11 protein-coding genes are annotated in these 15,989 nt (G+C 68.3%); 5 read left to right on the top strand and 6 right to left on the bottom strand.

Annotated features, from left to right (window positions below; all coding sequences use genetic code 11):
* Window positions 1-21: 21 nt before the first annotated feature.
* Window positions 22-1,110, bottom strand: a complete 1,089-nt coding sequence (locus AADH62_RS13780; protein ID WP_341579992.1) for a DNA glycosylase AlkZ-like family protein — start codon at window positions 1,108-1,110, stop codon at window positions 22-24.
* Window positions 1,111-1,595: 485 nt separating this feature from the next.
* Between AADH62_RS13780 and AADH62_RS13775 the strand changes: the two genes are divergently transcribed.
* Both AADH62_RS13775 and AADH62_RS13770 read left to right on the top strand, forming a co-directional pair.
* A complete protein-coding gene (locus tag AADH62_RS13775; protein WP_341579991.1) occupies window positions 1,596-2,513 on the top strand; it encodes a UvrD-helicase domain-containing protein in 918 nt (305 codons plus the stop codon).
* On the top strand, window positions 2,465-3,229 hold the full coding sequence (locus AADH62_RS13770; RefSeq protein ID WP_341579990.1) for a hypothetical protein: 765 nt from the start codon (window positions 2,465-2,467) through the stop codon (window positions 3,227-3,229). The genes AADH62_RS13775 and AADH62_RS13770 overlap by 49 nt, the downstream gene beginning before the upstream one ends.
* A 126-nt stretch (window positions 3,230-3,355) precedes the next feature.
* Here AADH62_RS13770 and AADH62_RS13765 read toward each other — a convergent pair whose 3' ends face one another.
* The 5 genes from AADH62_RS13765 to AADH62_RS13745 all read right to left on the bottom strand — a co-directional run bounded on the left by AADH62_RS13765 (window position 3,356) and on the right by AADH62_RS13745 (window position 10,481).
* Window positions 3,356-4,255 (bottom strand): multidrug DMT transporter permease, encoded by a 900-nt coding sequence (locus tag AADH62_RS13765; RefSeq protein WP_341579988.1) that lies wholly within the window; start codon window positions 4,253-4,255, stop codon window positions 3,356-3,358.
* A 74-nt stretch (window positions 4,256-4,329) separates the two neighbouring features.
* On the bottom strand, window positions 4,330-5,052 hold the full coding sequence (locus AADH62_RS13760) for an ABC transporter ATP-binding protein (protein WP_341579987.1): 723 nt from the start codon (window positions 5,050-5,052) through the stop codon (window positions 4,330-4,332).
* A complete protein-coding gene (locus AADH62_RS13755; protein WP_341579986.1) occupies window positions 5,045-5,983 on the bottom strand; it encodes an ABC transporter ATP-binding protein in 939 nt (312 codons plus the stop codon). Before AADH62_RS13755 ends, AADH62_RS13760 begins: the two co-directional genes overlap by 8 nt.
* A 1-nt stretch (window position 5,984) precedes the next feature.
* The gene (locus AADH62_RS13750; RefSeq protein WP_341579984.1) at window positions 5,985-8,615 is read right to left on the bottom strand and encodes an FtsX-like permease family protein; all 2,631 of its coding nucleotides are present in this window, start codon (window positions 8,613-8,615) and stop codon (window positions 5,985-5,987) included.
* A 3-nt stretch (window positions 8,616-8,618) separates the two neighbouring features.
* Entirely contained in the window at window positions 8,619-10,481 is a 1,863-nt protein-coding gene (locus AADH62_RS13745; RefSeq protein WP_341579983.1) for a hypothetical protein, read from the bottom strand.
* Between the two features lie 129 nt (window positions 10,482-10,610).
* Here AADH62_RS13745 and AADH62_RS13740 point away from each other — a divergent pair, with 129 nt between their 5' ends.
* From AADH62_RS13740 to AADH62_RS13730, 3 genes are all read left to right on the top strand, one after another.
* Window positions 10,611-11,228 carry a hypothetical protein gene (locus tag AADH62_RS13740; protein ID WP_341579982.1) on the top strand — a complete coding sequence of 206 codons (618 nt, stop codon included), beginning with the start codon at window positions 10,611-10,613 and terminating at the stop codon, window positions 11,226-11,228.
* A 94-nt stretch (window positions 11,229-11,322) separates the two neighbouring features.
* A complete protein-coding gene (locus AADH62_RS13735; protein ID WP_341579981.1) occupies window positions 11,323-14,082 on the top strand; it encodes an MMPL family transporter in 2,760 nt (919 codons plus the stop codon).
* Entirely contained in the window at window positions 14,079-15,986 is a 1,908-nt protein-coding gene (locus AADH62_RS13730) for a YhgE/Pip family protein (protein ID WP_341579980.1), read from the top strand. The genes AADH62_RS13735 and AADH62_RS13730 overlap by 4 nt, the downstream gene beginning before the upstream one ends.
* Window positions 15,987-15,989 lie beyond the last annotated feature (3 nt).

The following is a 15,989-nucleotide window of genomic DNA, read 5'->3' as shown; positions in this document are numbered from 1 at the left end:
TCTGAGCGTAGGGGTTCGGAGCTACCGGCGTCCCGAGGTAAACACCACGGGGACGCCGAGCCACTCCCCGAGGTCGCGGATCTCGGCATCCACCATCTCGCGCTCCTCGTCGTCGAACGGGATGAGTTCGTGCACCGCCGAGACGACGAGGTTCTCTTTCTTCTTGTCGAGTTCGGCATCCAGCAGCGCCGAGAAGCGGTCGCCGATGAGGATCGGATGCACGAAATAGCCGTACACGCGCTGGGCTTTGGGCTTGAACTGCTCGAGGATGAAGTCGAAATCGAACAGCTCGGCAAGACGCGGGCGGTCGAAGAGCATCCGGTCGTAGGGGTTGAGGATCGCGACGCGGCCACCGGGGTCGTCATCGAGGGCGGCGATCGCCTCGGGGTCAACGCGCCACTTCCACGCACTCCCCTCGACCTCCGCGGGCTCGCCGACCATGCCGACGTCGCTCCAGTGTGACTTCTGGCGCGCGATCCCGGCGGCCTGAAGGCGCCGCTGCTGCATCCGCTCCTCGGCTTCCTGGGGCGTGATGGATCCGTCATCCGGGCCGTACAGCCGCTCTGCCAGGTCCCACACGCGCTGGCGGTTTTCGCGTCGAACCACTGCAACCTCGCCGATGACCGAGAGCAGTTCGAGCATCCGCGGCACCTGATTCGATCCGTACCAGCCGCTCTCGTTGCTGCGCTGCACAACGCTGGTGTCAGGAATCTCGGATGCCAGCAGCGGCCCCTCAGCGCGTAGGCGAGCCAGCACATCCTTGCGAAAGGCGGCGTTCGCCTCGAGGTACTCACGGGAGGCAGCACGCAACTGCCGGGCACGCATCAGCGGCACCATGTAGGGCATCAGGCTGGAGGAGAAGAACCGCCCGTCGAATTCGAACAGCAGACGATCGTCTTCAACGGCCTTCTTCAGCTGACCTGGCTCATAGCCCCACCCGATTCGGCTCCAGAATGCGGTCTGTTCCGCGGGAGCAATGGTTGCGGTCGGGTCGATCTTGATGCTCCCGAGTTGCTCGGCGACCTCGACGACGTCGCCGGGACGGTCGGCATCCAGCAACTGCGCACGCACGGCGATCCGGCGCGCTTCATCCCGCGTGAGGCGATGCATTCCGCGAGCGTACCGCTCGGCGCCGACACCCTCTTCCCTTTCCATTATCCCAGGGGGACGGGGGCTTGCGGCAAGGGCCCCTCGCTGCGGCAGAATCGCAGGTCGCGCTGCGATTTCACGTGTGGTGATCGCTCGCGCGAGACCGGAGATGACCACATGAGCACGACGCCGACATCCGCCTTTGCCCTCCCGCAAGCCCTCGCACACAAGGCGGTAACCGCCAAGATCCATCTCGACGACGCCTGACGGATGCCGATGGGGCGCCGCTTCTTCTGGACTGGCGCGCTCTCGCCGCACGCCCGTTCTTTGCGGCCACCCCCGCGCGCTCCGAGGGTGTCGCGAGCCGTCGCCGCTACCGGTGGAATAGCGGACGCATCGTCGACTATTGGGATGAGGCCCTCCTGCCGGATGCCGACACCACGGCCCTCTCACTTGATGACGATTCGGCGTTCCTCACCTCGCTCGGAGCGTCGCGGTCGCCGCGCATGCGTGACGTGCTCGGCGCGATCCAGGCAGATCAGGATGCGATCATCCGCGCCTCGTCTGCCGGCACGCTCGTCGTCGAGGGCGGGCCCGGTACGGGAAAGACCGTGGTCGCACTCCACCGTGCCGCGTACCTTCTAGCGACCGACCAGCGGTTGGCGGCCGGCCGCGGCGGCATCCTCTTCGTCGGCCCCCACGAGCCGTACCTCGACTATGTCGCCGACGTGCTCCCGAGCCTTGGCGAAGACAGCGTGCTCACGTGTACGGTCCGAGACTTCGTTCCGGATGCTGCGGCTAGCGCCGACGAAACCGACACGCGTGTTGCCGCGCTTATGGGCGATCCGCGAATGGTGGCCGCGATCGAGCCCGCGGTGCGGCTGTATGAGGAACCCCCGAAGCAGGCCCTTGCCATCGACACGCCCTGGGGCGAGCTGACGCTCACCTCGTCGGATTGGGAGGAGGCCTTTGGCGCTGCAGAACCGGGCACACCCCACAATGAAGCGCGTTCACAGGTCTGGGAAGCGCTGCTGGAGATCCTCGACGACCAGACGGACCCGGAAGAAGTACCACCGCATCTGCTGCGTCGCGCACTCATCCAGCATGAGGGGTTGCAGCGCACGTTCCAGCGCGCGTGGCCGGCGGTTGCGGCATCCGTCCCTGTCGCGGACCTGTGGTCGGTGCCGGCGTATCTACGTCGATGTGCCCCCTGGCTCACGGATGCCGAGATCACGCTCCTGCAGCGGGATCCTGCCGACGCCTGGACGACGTCGGACCTGCCGCTCCTGGATGCGGCCCGTCATCGGCTGGGCGAGCCGTCAGCACATCGCGAAGCGCGGAGCGAGAGATCCGTCTCACGGCGCAGCGCGAGGAGATGTCGCGCGTTATCGAACGGCTCATCGAGGGCGGTGATGAACTTCTGAGCTGGATGGACGGCGAAGATCTGCGCAATAGCCTGGTGGACGAATCGGCGGTGACCTCTCCCGTTCGGGAAGCGCTGGCCGGCCCGTTCGCGCACATCGTGGTCGACGAGGCTCAAGAGTTGACGGATGCCGAGTGGCTCATGCTCGTGCGGCGTTGTCCCTCTCGCAGCTTCACGATTGTCGGCGACCGCGCGCAGGCGCGGGCCGGTTTCGGGGAATCGTGGCGAGGACGGCTGGAGCGGGTCGGGCTGCTGCGGATCGAGATCGCGACGCTCACGGTCAACTACCGCACGCCGGCAGAGATCATGAGCGAAGCCGCTTCTGTCATCCGTGCAGTACTGCCTGATGCGAACGTGCCGCGCTCGATCCGGTCGGGCGGGGCACCGGTGCGCCGAGTGCCGCAGTCGGAACTGTGGGAGGTCGTTGATGCGTGGTCGGAAGCCAACGCTGACTCGACCGTCGCGATGATCACCGCGACGGGACATGCCGGTGGCGACGCGCTGTCGGCGCGCGCGCACGGTCGGGTTAAGGTGCTGTCCCCGATCACAGCGAAGGGTCTCGAGTTCGACCTCGTGGTGCTCGTGCACAGCCAGGCGAAGGTCGCGCCATCCGTCACGATCCGCGCGTACCGGTTTCGGAGTCATAGATCCCGTAATTGCGAGAGTGTCGATCGCGGCATCCTGCTGCTCGCGACTGCGCCCGCGTGCCCAATATGACAGTTCACTCAGCCAACGGTGAACCGTGACCCGATCGACACGGCGCGGGTCGGCGGAAAACTCGTATGCAGGCATAGAGATATTTTCCCCGAGCCGATTCACCGGTCACGTCGCTGGTCGAGATGGTCACCGCGACGGCTGAGTGATCGAAGCGAGTCGCCAGACAGCCCACATGGCACCGGCGCCGGCAACCGCAAACACGCCGAAGCTCCACAGCGGCGCTCCGACTGCCTCGCCGAGCACCGTGATACCGAGGATGACAGCAATGAAAGGGTCGACGATCGTGAGTCCCGCAACGACTGTCTGCGGGTTGCTCACCGTGTGGGCTGTCTGCACGAAGTAAATCGACAGCGCGCCGGCCACCGCGATCCCGATCAGGCACGCGATCGTCAGCAGGTTGGTGTCGTCGATACCGAAGTCCTGAGAGGCCCACGCGGTCTGGACACGCAGAATGACGGTCTTGCCGAGGGTTGCGACGAATCCCGCGAACAGCCCGCCGAGCACGACATAGACGACGGGCGGGATGCCTCGCCGCCGCATCAGCGCAAGAGTCGCGAAGGTCGCGGCGAGAACAACGAGCAGGATGATGAGGATCAGGATGAGCTCACGGTCGGTGATCGTCGTCTGCACGCTGACGGCGGCCGCGACGCCAACGAACGCCGCGAGGCTCGCGACCGCGACCAGGATCGCGACGATCTCGGCACTGCTGGGCCTGCGTCGAGTGACTACCGCGGTCAGCGCTGATGCAAAAACCAACGCGATGACACCGACGGGCTGCACCACGATCAGGGGAGCGAACGCGAGAGCGATCAGCTGCGCGAGGATCGCCAGCCCGAACAGCACGGAGCCGAGAAGCCAGACGGGGGTCTTCGCAAGAGCCCAGAATCCGGCGGCACCGAGCCCCGACGTGCTGGCGCCCTTCGCTCGCTCGACTCCGACCGACTGGAGATGGTTTCCGACAGTGAGCAGCGCCGCCGACAGCACCGCAAGCGCGATACCGATGATCGGAAACGAACTCAGCTCCATGTGGATCCCCCGGTGTCTTGCCCTGTCACCTGGCGCTCAGGCTATCCGACAGCCCCCGATGTGCGAGGCGTTGATCACTCGGATGCCGCCGCCTGAGCCAGCAGGCTTCGCTCGGTGAGCACGCCGTCGTGGATCTCGAGCACCCGATCCGCGCGCGCCACGATCGATGGATCATGGGTGGAGAGCAGCACAGCGACGCCGTCGTCATGCGCGACCGAGGCGATGAGGTCGATCATCGCCTCGGCAGTATGTGAATCGAGTTGCCCTGTCGGCTCATCGGCCAGCAGCACGCGCGGCGACGCTGCCAGTGCCCGCGCGATCGCGACGCGCTGACGCTGCCCCCCAGACAGTTCCGCCGGACGCTGCCCGGCGTGGCCAGCCAGACCGACCCGCTCCAGGAGTGCGCTGACGCGCTCATCGCGCGCGCGGGGTTCAGCCCGGGCGATCCGAAGGGGAATCTCGACGTTCTCCGCGGCAGTGAGCGCATCGAGCAACCCGAACGACTGGAAGATGAACGCGATATCGTCGCGCCTGGCCCTGTCAAGGTCGCGCTCCGGGGCATCCGTGACCACCGTCTGTCCGACACGAACTGACCCGCTCGAGGCCGCCTCGATACCACCGAGGACGTGCAGGAGGGTCGTCTTTCCTGCCCCCGAGGGTCCGATGAGTACGACAAGCTCCCCCGGGTAGAGCTCGAGGGAGGCGCGCACGAGCGCATGAACCTCGCCAGCCGGTGTGACGTGGGTCACCGAGATGTCGGATGCCGTGACCACCGGCTCCACCGAACGCTCACTCATCCGCCGCCTCGTCTCGTCTCGCCGCCGCTGCACCCGAGTCCGGCACCGCGGAACCCTCGTGACCTGGTCGGACAGCTACATGGTCGGCCTGAAGCTGCAAACGCACCCGGTCTCGCAGGCCGAGGTTCGTCAAGTAGTCCGCCGGTAGCTGCATCCGGCCCACCCGGTCGAGCACGACAAACTCTTCCGCCATGGCGTGCTCACGTCCTTCATCGTCGGTATGCGTCCAGCGCAGCACCTCCGTCGCGGTGCGGCCGTCCCGGATCTGCACCGTGCGCTGAACGTGCTCCGAGACCGCGGGGTCATGCGTCACGATCAGGGCGGTCGTGCCTAACTCGGCGTTGACGCGCTCGAAGGTCCGCAGCACCTCCACCGACGCCTCCTCGTCGAGATCCCCGGTCGGCTCGTCGGCCAGGAGCACACGCGGCTCGTTCACCAACGCAACCGCGATCGCGACGCGCTGCTGCTGTCCACCGGAAAGCTCCGCGGGGTATCGATCTGCCAGGTGTGTCACCCCGACAAGATCCAGCATCTGCAGTGCCCGCTCCTTCGCCCGGGGCCGGCGTCCGATGGCGGCGGCCAGCTCGACGTTCTCGAGGGCAGAAAGGTACGGAAGAAGGTTTCGGGCTGTCTGTTGCCACACAAAGCCGACCACATCACGCCGGTACGTGACGCGATCGCGGCTCGTCAACGACGGCAGGTCACGACCGGCGACCACAGCCTTGCCTGCCGTCGGCGTATCGAGTCCCGACAGAATCGCCAGCAGTGTCGACTTGCCCGATCCCGAGGCCCCAACCAACGCGACCAGCTCACCGCGGCCCACGAGCAGGTCGAGTCCCTGCAGGGCCTGCACCTCGATGTCGGCGACGGTGAAGATCCGCACGAGTCCTTCGCAGTGGATGTCGGCTTCAGCCGAGCGTACTGGTGTCATCTCAGTCCTCCCCCGCTCGCAGCACTGTCGCCGTCGACGTCGCGCGGGCGCTCAACACACCGCCGAGAACGGCGAGTGCGAGAGCTGCCAGCACGATCGCGACGAGCGTAGCGCTCAAGACGGGATCGATGAAGAGCGAGGGTTGGACGCCCCCGCCGGTGAACGGACGTAGGTCGATTGAGAACACGATCAGGAGCGGCAGCAGGATGCCGAGAACTCCGCCAGCCACGAGCGCGGTGACTCCCAGCGGAACGAACTCCCACGCCACGATGCCGCGCGTCGCGCGCCGCCCCATTCCCATCGTGCGTAGCAGCGCAATGACGCGGGAACGAGCATCGCGAGTCACGCCTGCCACAACGAGGACGGCGACAGCCGAAAGCCCAATCGCGATACCTACTGCGCTGAGCAACGCGATCCGCAGCGCCGTGACCGCTGGGGAACTGCGGATCTCATCGGTCGAGGCATCCAACAGACTCACCGAGAATGTCCCGCCGAGGATCTGGCCGACCTGATCGACCACGGGAGCGGCGTCGTACCCGGGCGCGAGGTCGAGCAGTATCGTCCGGGGGAAGAAGCCCTTGCCGGTAAGGGCCGTGTAGTCCTCGGATCCAACGACCACGAACTCCGAAGACGCAGTGAGGCCCAGGATCTCGTTGATCGATTCGGCTCCCACAGCAGAAGCTCCCGAGACATCGGTGACGGCTCCACCCAGTTCGGCAGCCAGCGCTGTCGAGGGCACGACCTGCATCGGAACCTCCGCATCTGCGACGCCCGCGGGGACGGCTCCCACCATCCCGCTCTGCACCGCGGCGAGCGCCGTCGGATCCGTGGCGATGACCTCGGCAGTGAGGCGTCCTCCGGGTCCGGCTACCGGCAGGTAGTCGCCCCGCAGCAAACCCGCGACGGCTGCGACGCCGTCGATCCCCCGGATCACGGCGAGCTGGTCGCTGTCAACGTAGGGTCCCGAGATCTGGATGTCCGCACCGACCGTGCGTTGAGCCGCAACGACGGCTCCTCTGTCGACCGTGGCCAGCACAACAGAGGAAAAGACGGCGATCGCGACCGCCACGAGCATCGCGAGCACGGCCGCGGTGCCGGCGACCGGCTCACGAACGGCTCGTGCGGCCCCAACGAGGCCCGTTACTCCCCGGCGACGCCGTTGCACGCGCAACGCCAGAGCAAGGGGGATCGGATGCAGCCGCACTACGACCAGCGCGAGCGCTACCGTCAGAAGCAGCGGCGCAGCCACCGCGAGCGGGTCGAGGGCTCCGGCGCCCGCCCCGCGTACGAGCAAGACGGTGACGGATGCCGCGGCGAGCACCACGACGAGGACCTGCGCAACCACCATGGTCAGCGTGCGACGCCGACGATCCAGGTCTTCACGGCCCACGATCAGAAGATCTCGAGGAAGGGCAAGAGCGAGCGCCGCGGCCGGAACTGCACCCGCAACGACAGCAAGCACCATAGGCATCCAGCCGGCATCCGCGGGAGCGAGAACGACACCGAGCCCCGCGGCGATGATGCTCACGGGAACGCCGAGGAGCACACCCTCGAGAGCGAGCAGGCGCCGCAGTTGCGACGACGCGGCACCTCGCGCAGCCAGCAGCGCCAGCTGCTGTCTTCGCCTACGAACCATGAGCGCCGCCGCGAGGACCTCGAGCGAGAAGGCCACGACGACCGGACCGACCGCTGCGACCATGAGGATCGCGCGCGTGGCTTCGGTGCGCCCCACTGCGGTGCCGAGCGCGGTGACCAATCCGGACTCCAGCGAGACGCGAAGATCACCGGCTGGGCCGACAGTCAGGGGCGAGGCGACGATCGCGCGAATCGCTGGAAGCAGCTGTGCGACGTCGACCTCGGCGGCGCCGTCGGCGTTGACGGGGTACCACACGACCACCGTTCCGGGCGGGTCCAACGCGTCCCAGGTCCCGGGATCGATCCACGCGGCGGAGGTTGCCACGGGTCGCCGATTCCCGTCATCGAAGACGGTTGCCGTGAGTGCCGTTGGCAGGTGGAGCCAGCGCGGGTCGTCCGGATCCGTTGCTCGAACGGTTGCCGTCAATATCACCTCGAGCGGTGCGGTCGCGGTGAGAATTGTGCGCCGCTCTCCGATCTGCCAGTCCATGGTGCCGGCAGCGTCTTCGCTGAGCGCGATCTGCAGCGGCCCGCTCCCCAACCACTCCTGCGGCCACGAGCCGTTGACAACCTGCAGGCGTGCGAGGGCATCCGGCTCAGCCATGAACTGGACGTCGGCTAAGGGCGAGGTCGGCGCCAGAATGTCGGGTGTTGCCCGCAGGGGATCCGCGTAGACAGCGACCTGACCGTCACCCACGAGGCCCTGAACGATCGACGGCCACTGATCGCGCGCGCTCGACAGTGACGATTCCAGCCCCAGGATGCCGCCCTCGGGCACGACTGCCGATACCGTCCCTGTCAAGTCCCGGGTTGTCGGGGCAAGCTGACCGACCTGATGAGCGACCTCGTCCCGGGTGACCTGAACCAGCAAGCGTGGCGCTGCCGAGATGAGCAGGGCCGTCATCGCAGCAAGAACGACGATGACCGTTGCAGCCCCACGGGGCACACCGAAGCGCCGCCGCAGCAGGCGAAGAACCGAGACACGATCCGGCGGCATCCGTCACTCGTCCTCTCGGACCAGTCGCGCGAGCGCTCTCGGAAGACGCACCCACCAGGCAATGGCGAGTCCACCGACCAGCAGGACCGCCAGCAGCACAAGCAGGGTATGAACATCGACCTGGATGCCGACGGGGTAGGCAGCGGGAAGATCACCGGAGGCCCACCTGACAGCCGGAGGCACCGCCACCGCTGCCGTCACCACTCCCCCGATGATCCCGGCCACGAAACCGACGACGAGCGCTGTCGTGTTCTGCACTGCCACCGCCTTGGTCGCACCTCGCTTGCCCGCCCCCAGGATGGCCAGCAGCGCCGCTTCACGGGCCTCGGCCCCGCTGACTCCCCCGCGCAAGACCAGCAGAATGAGGGCGATGAGGACGGACCCTATCGCCGACACCTGAAGGATTGATCCCTGCCCGACGCGATCTGCCGCGACCGCCGGATCGGGGGCGAGCACGACCACCTGCGGGTAATCCCGTTCGATCAGAACGGCAGAGGCACCGGGATCGTCCGAGGTGAGCCAGAGCTGATTGGCCTCGACTGGCTCCCCCGACACAGCGGCCAGCCGCGCGAGGTCTACCACGAAACCTCGCGAGCCGGGGGTTCCCGGGATAGCGGGGACCACGCCGGCGATCACCAGGTCAGCCGTGAGCGAGGGCGAGGAGGCCTCGAGGGCGAGCGTTTCGCCCTCGATGAGCCCCAGGTCATCGGCGACGTCTTGCGACACCAGGGCGGGGATCTGGCCCGGATCGGAAGGTCGGCTCAGGAGCTCGGACCAGTCGCCGGGGGCGACGACGCCCGGGATCGCCGTCATCACCTCAGGCAATCTCGCTGACTCCAGCGCCAGGATGGGGACGCGGTCACGATCCGAGCGCATCGAGGGCATGCTCGCAACCAGCTGGCGGGCTCCCATCGCCGCGTCCGCCCCCGCCGCCGTAGCAATTGCGGCGGGCGGGACATCGGCGGGAATAGTCACGACTCGGAGATCTGCACCCACCCGCAACGACTCTGGGCCCGAGCCGAGCCCGTCAGCACTTGAGGTGTATGAGGCAGCCACGACGCTCATTCCCACGGCAATGGCGACAGCGATCATCGATGCTGCGGAGCGCCCGGGCCTGCGTGAAAGCCGCCGCAGTGCCGTGACGATCACGACACCCCGGCTCCGGGCAGCGGCACTGCTCAGCATCCGGAGCGCGGCAAGTGCGAGGACGGTCGATGCTGCGGCGACCACGAGCAGGAGCAGGGCAGGGGCCAGGAACGAGATCGGATCCACACCGAAAGTCAGAAGGCGCCAGGTCGCCACCCCGGTGACGATAGCGACGACAACGATCGCAGCGATGGCGACCGCGACACCCCTGGCCGGCCGACTCTCGCGCCCGGCGAGCAGACCGGCGGCACCGGTGGTGCCGACGACGATCACCGCAACACCCGTAGCCGTCAGCCCGACCTGCGCAGCGGCAGCAGTTAGCGCCCACAGGAGCACAGCCGCTCCGAGAGCACCGGCAACGCCCGACACCGTCGCGACGACGGCGGTCTCGACAACCGCGATCGTCACTAGCCGGCGGGGCGCCATACCGCGGGCCAGAAGCAATCTCGTCTCGCCGGTGCGCGACCGCGTCACCTCCGCTGCCGACAGCACCGCTGCCAGGGCGACGGGCAGTGCGAGCATTCCGACCGCGACCGCGGCGACACCGGCCGACCCGTCGCTCGTCAGCCCTTCGGCTGCCGAGCGTGCCACCCGAGCGGCATCCACCGAGGCCGCCGCGCTGACCAGGGCACCCGAGACGGCAGCGAAGACGGCCATCGCGAGAAGCGACGCACGTGCTGCGGTCGCGCGGCGGAGCGCGAAGCGGATGCCGCCGCTCACAGGCGCTTGCTCCGCATCCTGGCACTCTAGCTGAGCGCGTGCCGGCGTGGGGATGGCTGGCAGCGCGATGTCAGCGACCCGTCAGCGCACGGTTCGCGACTCGGAAGGTCGCGGGGCTGCGATGGGGGAGTGAACAAACGAGCATGGGTGTGGACTGCCGTCGGCGCCACCGTCGTCGTCGGCGCCGTGGTCGGTGCTGAGCTGGTTGTGCGTGCGAACCTGGACGCACGACTCGAATCGGCCACAGCAGATCTCGCCGTCGAGGGAGTGTCAGTGTCCTCCGGCGCGACGCCGGCGATCGTGCAGGTGCTCACCGGTCGCGTGGACCTTCGCGTCGGAATCGACGGCGCCGCGGTCGCAACGTTGGCCGCCTGCCGGTTCGATACCCCGGTCGAGGCACGAATCGACTCGACGGCAGTGTCGATAGCGGTAGAGATACCCTACCGGGGCACGACCTTCCCCGCCACGATCAGCTTCCAGCCCGAGCAGACACCCGACGGCTGGCGGCTCGTTCCCGCCGCGGTCACCGTCGGAGGGTTCGAGGTTCCTCCGGCACTGCTCTCGCGCGCTGGCGAGGCCGCCCCTGCCGCTCTGATCGACGGGATCGCGCTGCCCAGTACTCCGGACGCGATCGCCGTGACCTCCGTGTCGCTGGCCGAGGACGAGCTGGTTCTCTCAGCGACGGCGCCTGCTTCGGCATCCGGCGCGCGTGGTCTTGCCGGACCCCTGAACGGCTGTATCGGCTGAACCGTCAGCTTCCCGTCAGGTTCGGCGAGCTCGGGCGGTCAGGTCGACCAGATCGACTAGTGACCATCGCATCCGCTCACCCCGGAAGGCCCCCATGTCACTCGCCCTTCACCGGCTCGGCCACCTGGTCGCCCGCCACCGCCTGCTTGTCATCATCGACTGGCTGGTCGTCATTCTCGCCCTCCTCGGGGCCAGCCGCGTCGCCGGAACCGCCTACGCCGACAACTTCTCCGTTCCCGGCACCGAATCGGAGGTCGGGCAGAGCGTCCTGGAGGAGCGCTTTGGCTCATCGGCGGCGGGCGCGAGTGCGCAGCTGCTCTTCCGCACCGACTCCGGGTCCATTGAGGATGCCGGTGCCACGGCGGTCATCGAAGACACCCTGGCCGAGATCGAGACGATTCCCGGCGTCGCGAACGTCAGCAGCATGGACCGTCTGCAGATCGACGAGAACGGCGATGCGGCGCTTGCGACCGTGCAGTTCGAGGACGAGAAGCCCAGCGACGACGCACTGGATGCCGTGTACGAGGCAGCCATTGTCGATGAAGCCGGCGTGACCTCGACCATCGGAGGCTCTGCCTACGGTGAAGGTAACCCCGAGATGTCGCACCTGTCGGAGGTCATCGGCATCGCCGTCGCGCTTCTGGTCCTGTTCGTGACGTTCGGGTCGTTCCTGGCTGCAGGGATGCCGATCGTGGCTGCCATCGCAGGCGTGGGAGCGACGATCAGCATCCTGGGCCTGGCGTCCCACGTCGCCGATATATCGACGGCGACCCCGTCGTTTTCGACGATGCTGGGGCTGGCCGTCGCGATCGACTACTCCCTGTTCATCCTGTCCAGGCATCGGCAGGAGCTGGCAGCCGGACTCGAGCCGCGCGAGGCGATGTCGCGCGCGCTGGGGACCGCGGGCGGTGCCGTGGTGTTCGCGGGACTCACGGTGATCGTCTCGCTCCTGGGGCTCTCGGTGGTCGGGATCCCTGTGCTCACCGTTATGGCCTTCGGCGGATCGCTCGCGGTAGCAACAGCCGTGCTCGTCGCCCTGACGCTGCTACCGGCACTCGCGCTGCTCGCCGGCACTCGACTCACACCCCGCCCTCGGCGCGCTCGCCGGCGTTCGGCCTCCCCGGCACCGAGCGGGCGCACCGGGTTCTCGAGCCGATGGGTGCGGATCGTGACTCGGGTTCCCGCGCTGACCATCGTGCTCGTCGTTGTCGGCGTCGGCGCGCTTGCCCTGCCCGCGACGCAGATGGCGCTCGCGCTGCCGGATGCCAGCACCAAGCCGGTCGGTACGGACAGCCGCGATCACTTCGATGCTGTGGCCGAGACCTTCGGCCCCGGCTGGAACGCCCCCCTGCTCGTGACCGTCGACATCCTCGAGTCCACCAACCCCGTCGAGACGATGGATGATCTGTCAGCAGCGATCGCGCAGATCCCTGGGGTATCGGCGGTCCCGGTCGCATCGCCGAATGCCGGCGCCGACACGGGACTGCTGCGCGTCATTCCCGAGGGTGGGCAGAACGATCCGGCCACGACGGATCTGGTCCATGAGCTGCGCGAGCGAGCTCCCGACCTGGAGGAGCAGTACGGAGTCAGCGACATTCGGGTGACCGGAACCACCGCCATCAACATCGACACCTCAGAACGGCTGGCTGCCGCGCTGCTGCCGTTCGCGCTGACGGTCGCAGGTCTTTCCATCGTTCTGCTGATGATCGTCTTCCGTTCCATCTGGGTGCCGATCAAGGCCACCGTCGGCTTCCTCTTGTCGGTGGGGGCAGCGTTCGGCGCGATCGTCGCGGTCTTCCAGTGGGGCTGGTTCCCCGCCGTGCTCGGCGACTCTCTTCCGGGCCCGCTCGTGAGCTTCCTGCCGATCCTGGTGATGGGCGTCCTGTTCGGCCTCGCGATGGACTACGAGATGTTCCTGGTGAGCCGGATGCGCGAGGACTACAGCCACACGCGTGACGCCCGTGGCGCCGTCATGAGCGGATTCAGACACTCCTCCCCCGTGGTCACGGCAGCTGCGCTGATCATGATCGCGGTGTTCGTCGCGTTCATCCCCGCCGGGAGCGCGACGATCAAGCCCATCGCGTTCGGCCTCGCCGTCGGCGTGTTCGTCGACGCGTTCCTGGTCCGGATGACGCTCGTGCCGGCCGTGATGACCCTGCTCGGTGATCGGGCGTGGTGGCTCCCCGCGTGGCTGGAGCGCATCCTCCCCGCCGTCGACATCGAGGGTGACGCGCTCGCGCGTCAGGTGGCGCTGGATGAGAGCGGGCGCAGCGCCCTAGCGATCAGCGCGCACGACCTCGTCGTCGATCCTGGCGCGGCGCCTCTCACCCTCGCGATCGGCAACGGCGAGGTGGCGAGCATCCCCGTGCCCGGCGGCGTCGATGAGGTGACTGTCGCGCATGTTCTCGCCGGCAGAACCCGGCCGGTCTCGGGGACACTCGCTGTGAATGGTCAGGTATTGCCCGAGCGGGCGGAGACCGTTCGTCGCGCAACGGCGATCGTCACGGCCGATGATGTGAGCCCCAGCGATGGGACGGTCGCCGACTACATCGCCGCGACCGTCGACACCGTCGGCGGACGACGACGAGACCGCGCTGAGCGCCTGGCGCGCGCCACGACCCTCGCCCCCGCCGGGGACGCCCCGATCGCGCGCCTCGAGTTGTCCGCTCGGCGACAGCTCGCCGCCGCCGTCGCCGTGGCCTGCGGAGCACAGATCATCTTCCTTCCCGGATGCGATGACCGAGGCCTCGCCGAGAGCCTCCGGGACGCCGGCGCCACGGTCGTCATGTTCACCGCCGCACCCGCTGCCCTGACAGCATCCGCCCCTCTCGCCTCGATCGGAGCCCCCGCATGAGCGCGTCGCGCCCCCGCGCCCTCACCCTGTTTCTCATCGCCGCACTGGTGATTCCACTGGGAGCTGCAGCGCTCCTGAGCTGGAGCGTCACCGATCGCGCGGATCGCGTGGGAGATGTCCCGGTGGCGATCGTCAACGACGATGAGATCGTCACCGGCGACACGCCGATGGCTGCCGGGCGAGCACTCTCGAGCGCGCTCGTGCATCCGGAGGATGACACGTTCGGCCTCGGGTGGACTCTCACCAGCGCCGAGGATGCAGCCGACGGCCTCGCCGCTGGCGAGTACTACGCCGTGTTGACCATGCCCGAGGACTTCTCGCAGTCGGTCCTGTCGGTGGGAACTGACGCGCCCGTCAGCGCCGAAGTGACGCTCCAGACCAATCCGGCGGCATCGGCCGTCGGAGCGCTGGCAGCCCAGGCCGTCACGGAGGCGGCGACGCAGGAGCTCGGCGACCAGGTCACTGACGCGTTCGTCACCCAGACCATCACCGGCATGAACAGCGTCGCTCAGGCGCTGACCGATGCCGCAGACGGCGCCGAGCAACTCGCGTCCGGGGCTGACCAGCTCGCCGGCGGCACCGCGACCCTCGCCGATTCGAGCGCGCAACTGGCTAGCGGTCTCTCGCAGGCTGCCACCGGCACCCTGAGTCTTGCCACGGGAACACAGCAAACGGCGTCGGCATCCTCGACTCTGGCATCCTCCGCAGGTCAGCTAGCAGGCGGAGCCTCGCAGTTGGCATCCGGCTCGAGCAGCGTCAGCGCAGCAGCATCGGGAGTCGCCAGCGGCGCTCAGCAGCTCGCGTCGAGCCTCGCCTCACTTGCCGCAACGTGCCCAGCCGTGTCGAGTTCGCCCCAGTTCTGCGCCTCGCTGTCGGCGAGCGCCCAGGCCTCGGCGACCCTCGCGAGCTCTGCCACGCAGACAGCGGGCGCAGCCGCGGGCACTGCGAGCGCAGCCGCATCGGTCGCGTCGGGGGCCTCGCAGCTGGCAGCGGGCGCGACCCAGCTTGCAAGCGGTGCCGCGCAGGTCGCGGACGGGGCAGTCCAAGCGGCGGACGGCGTCTCATCCGCCGCGTCGGGGGCTTCAGAGCTGGCAGCCGGGGCCGACACTCTGGCGGGCGGCGCGACAGAGCTGGCAGACGGCACCGAGAGCCTGGCCGATGGCCTCGCCGAGGGCGCAGCCCAGGTGCCGGTGACCTCCGACGAGGATGCCGACACCCTGGCTGAGGTCGTGACCACGCCCGTCACCGTCGCGACGGACCCGACGAGTTCAGCGGACGGATGGCTCGCTGCGAGCGTCGCTGCGCTCGTCCTGTGGCTCGGCTCGCTTGCCACCCTCGTTGCCGGCAGACGCGTGTACTCGCGCGCATCACTGGATTCCCCGGCCTCCACCGGCCGGCTGTCGGGGCTGCTGCTTCGCCCCCGGCTGGCGATCGCGGGCATCCAGGCCCTTGTGACCGTGGGCGTGATCGGGATGTTCGGGCTTCCGCTCAATGCCGCGGTCGGCTTCACGAGCGTCGCCCTTCTGGCAGCCGTGTGCTTCACCCTGCTGCTCTCGGCGCTCGAAGCAGCCTGGGGTCGCTGGGGACTCCTCGGATTCGGCATCCTCACTGCCGCGCAGGCTGCCAGCTCCGCCGTCCTGCCACTGCAGACTGCACCGCCGGTGTTCGGCACGCTCAACGCGCTGCTCCCGGGCACGGCGTTCACATCCCTGGCCGCGAGTCTGGCAGGCGATCCTGACGGGTCCTCCGCGCTCGGCGCCATCACCGTGCTGCTGGTCTGGAGCCTCGCGGGAGTCCTCGGCGTCAGGTGGGGCATCCGGCGGCGGCGCGCCCTCACCGGGAGTCATCGGACGGCTGTCGCCGTTGCGGCCGGGGCTGCTGCACCGCAGCCCGTGGCAGGATGACGG

The organism is Microbacterium schleiferi (assembly GCF_038150145.1).
GTDB lineage: Bacteria > Actinomycetota > Actinomycetes > Actinomycetales > Microbacteriaceae > Microbacterium > Microbacterium schleiferi_B.
The sequence above is the reverse complement of the archived record's forward strand: the minus strand, read 5'-3'. Positions and strand labels throughout refer to the sequence as shown.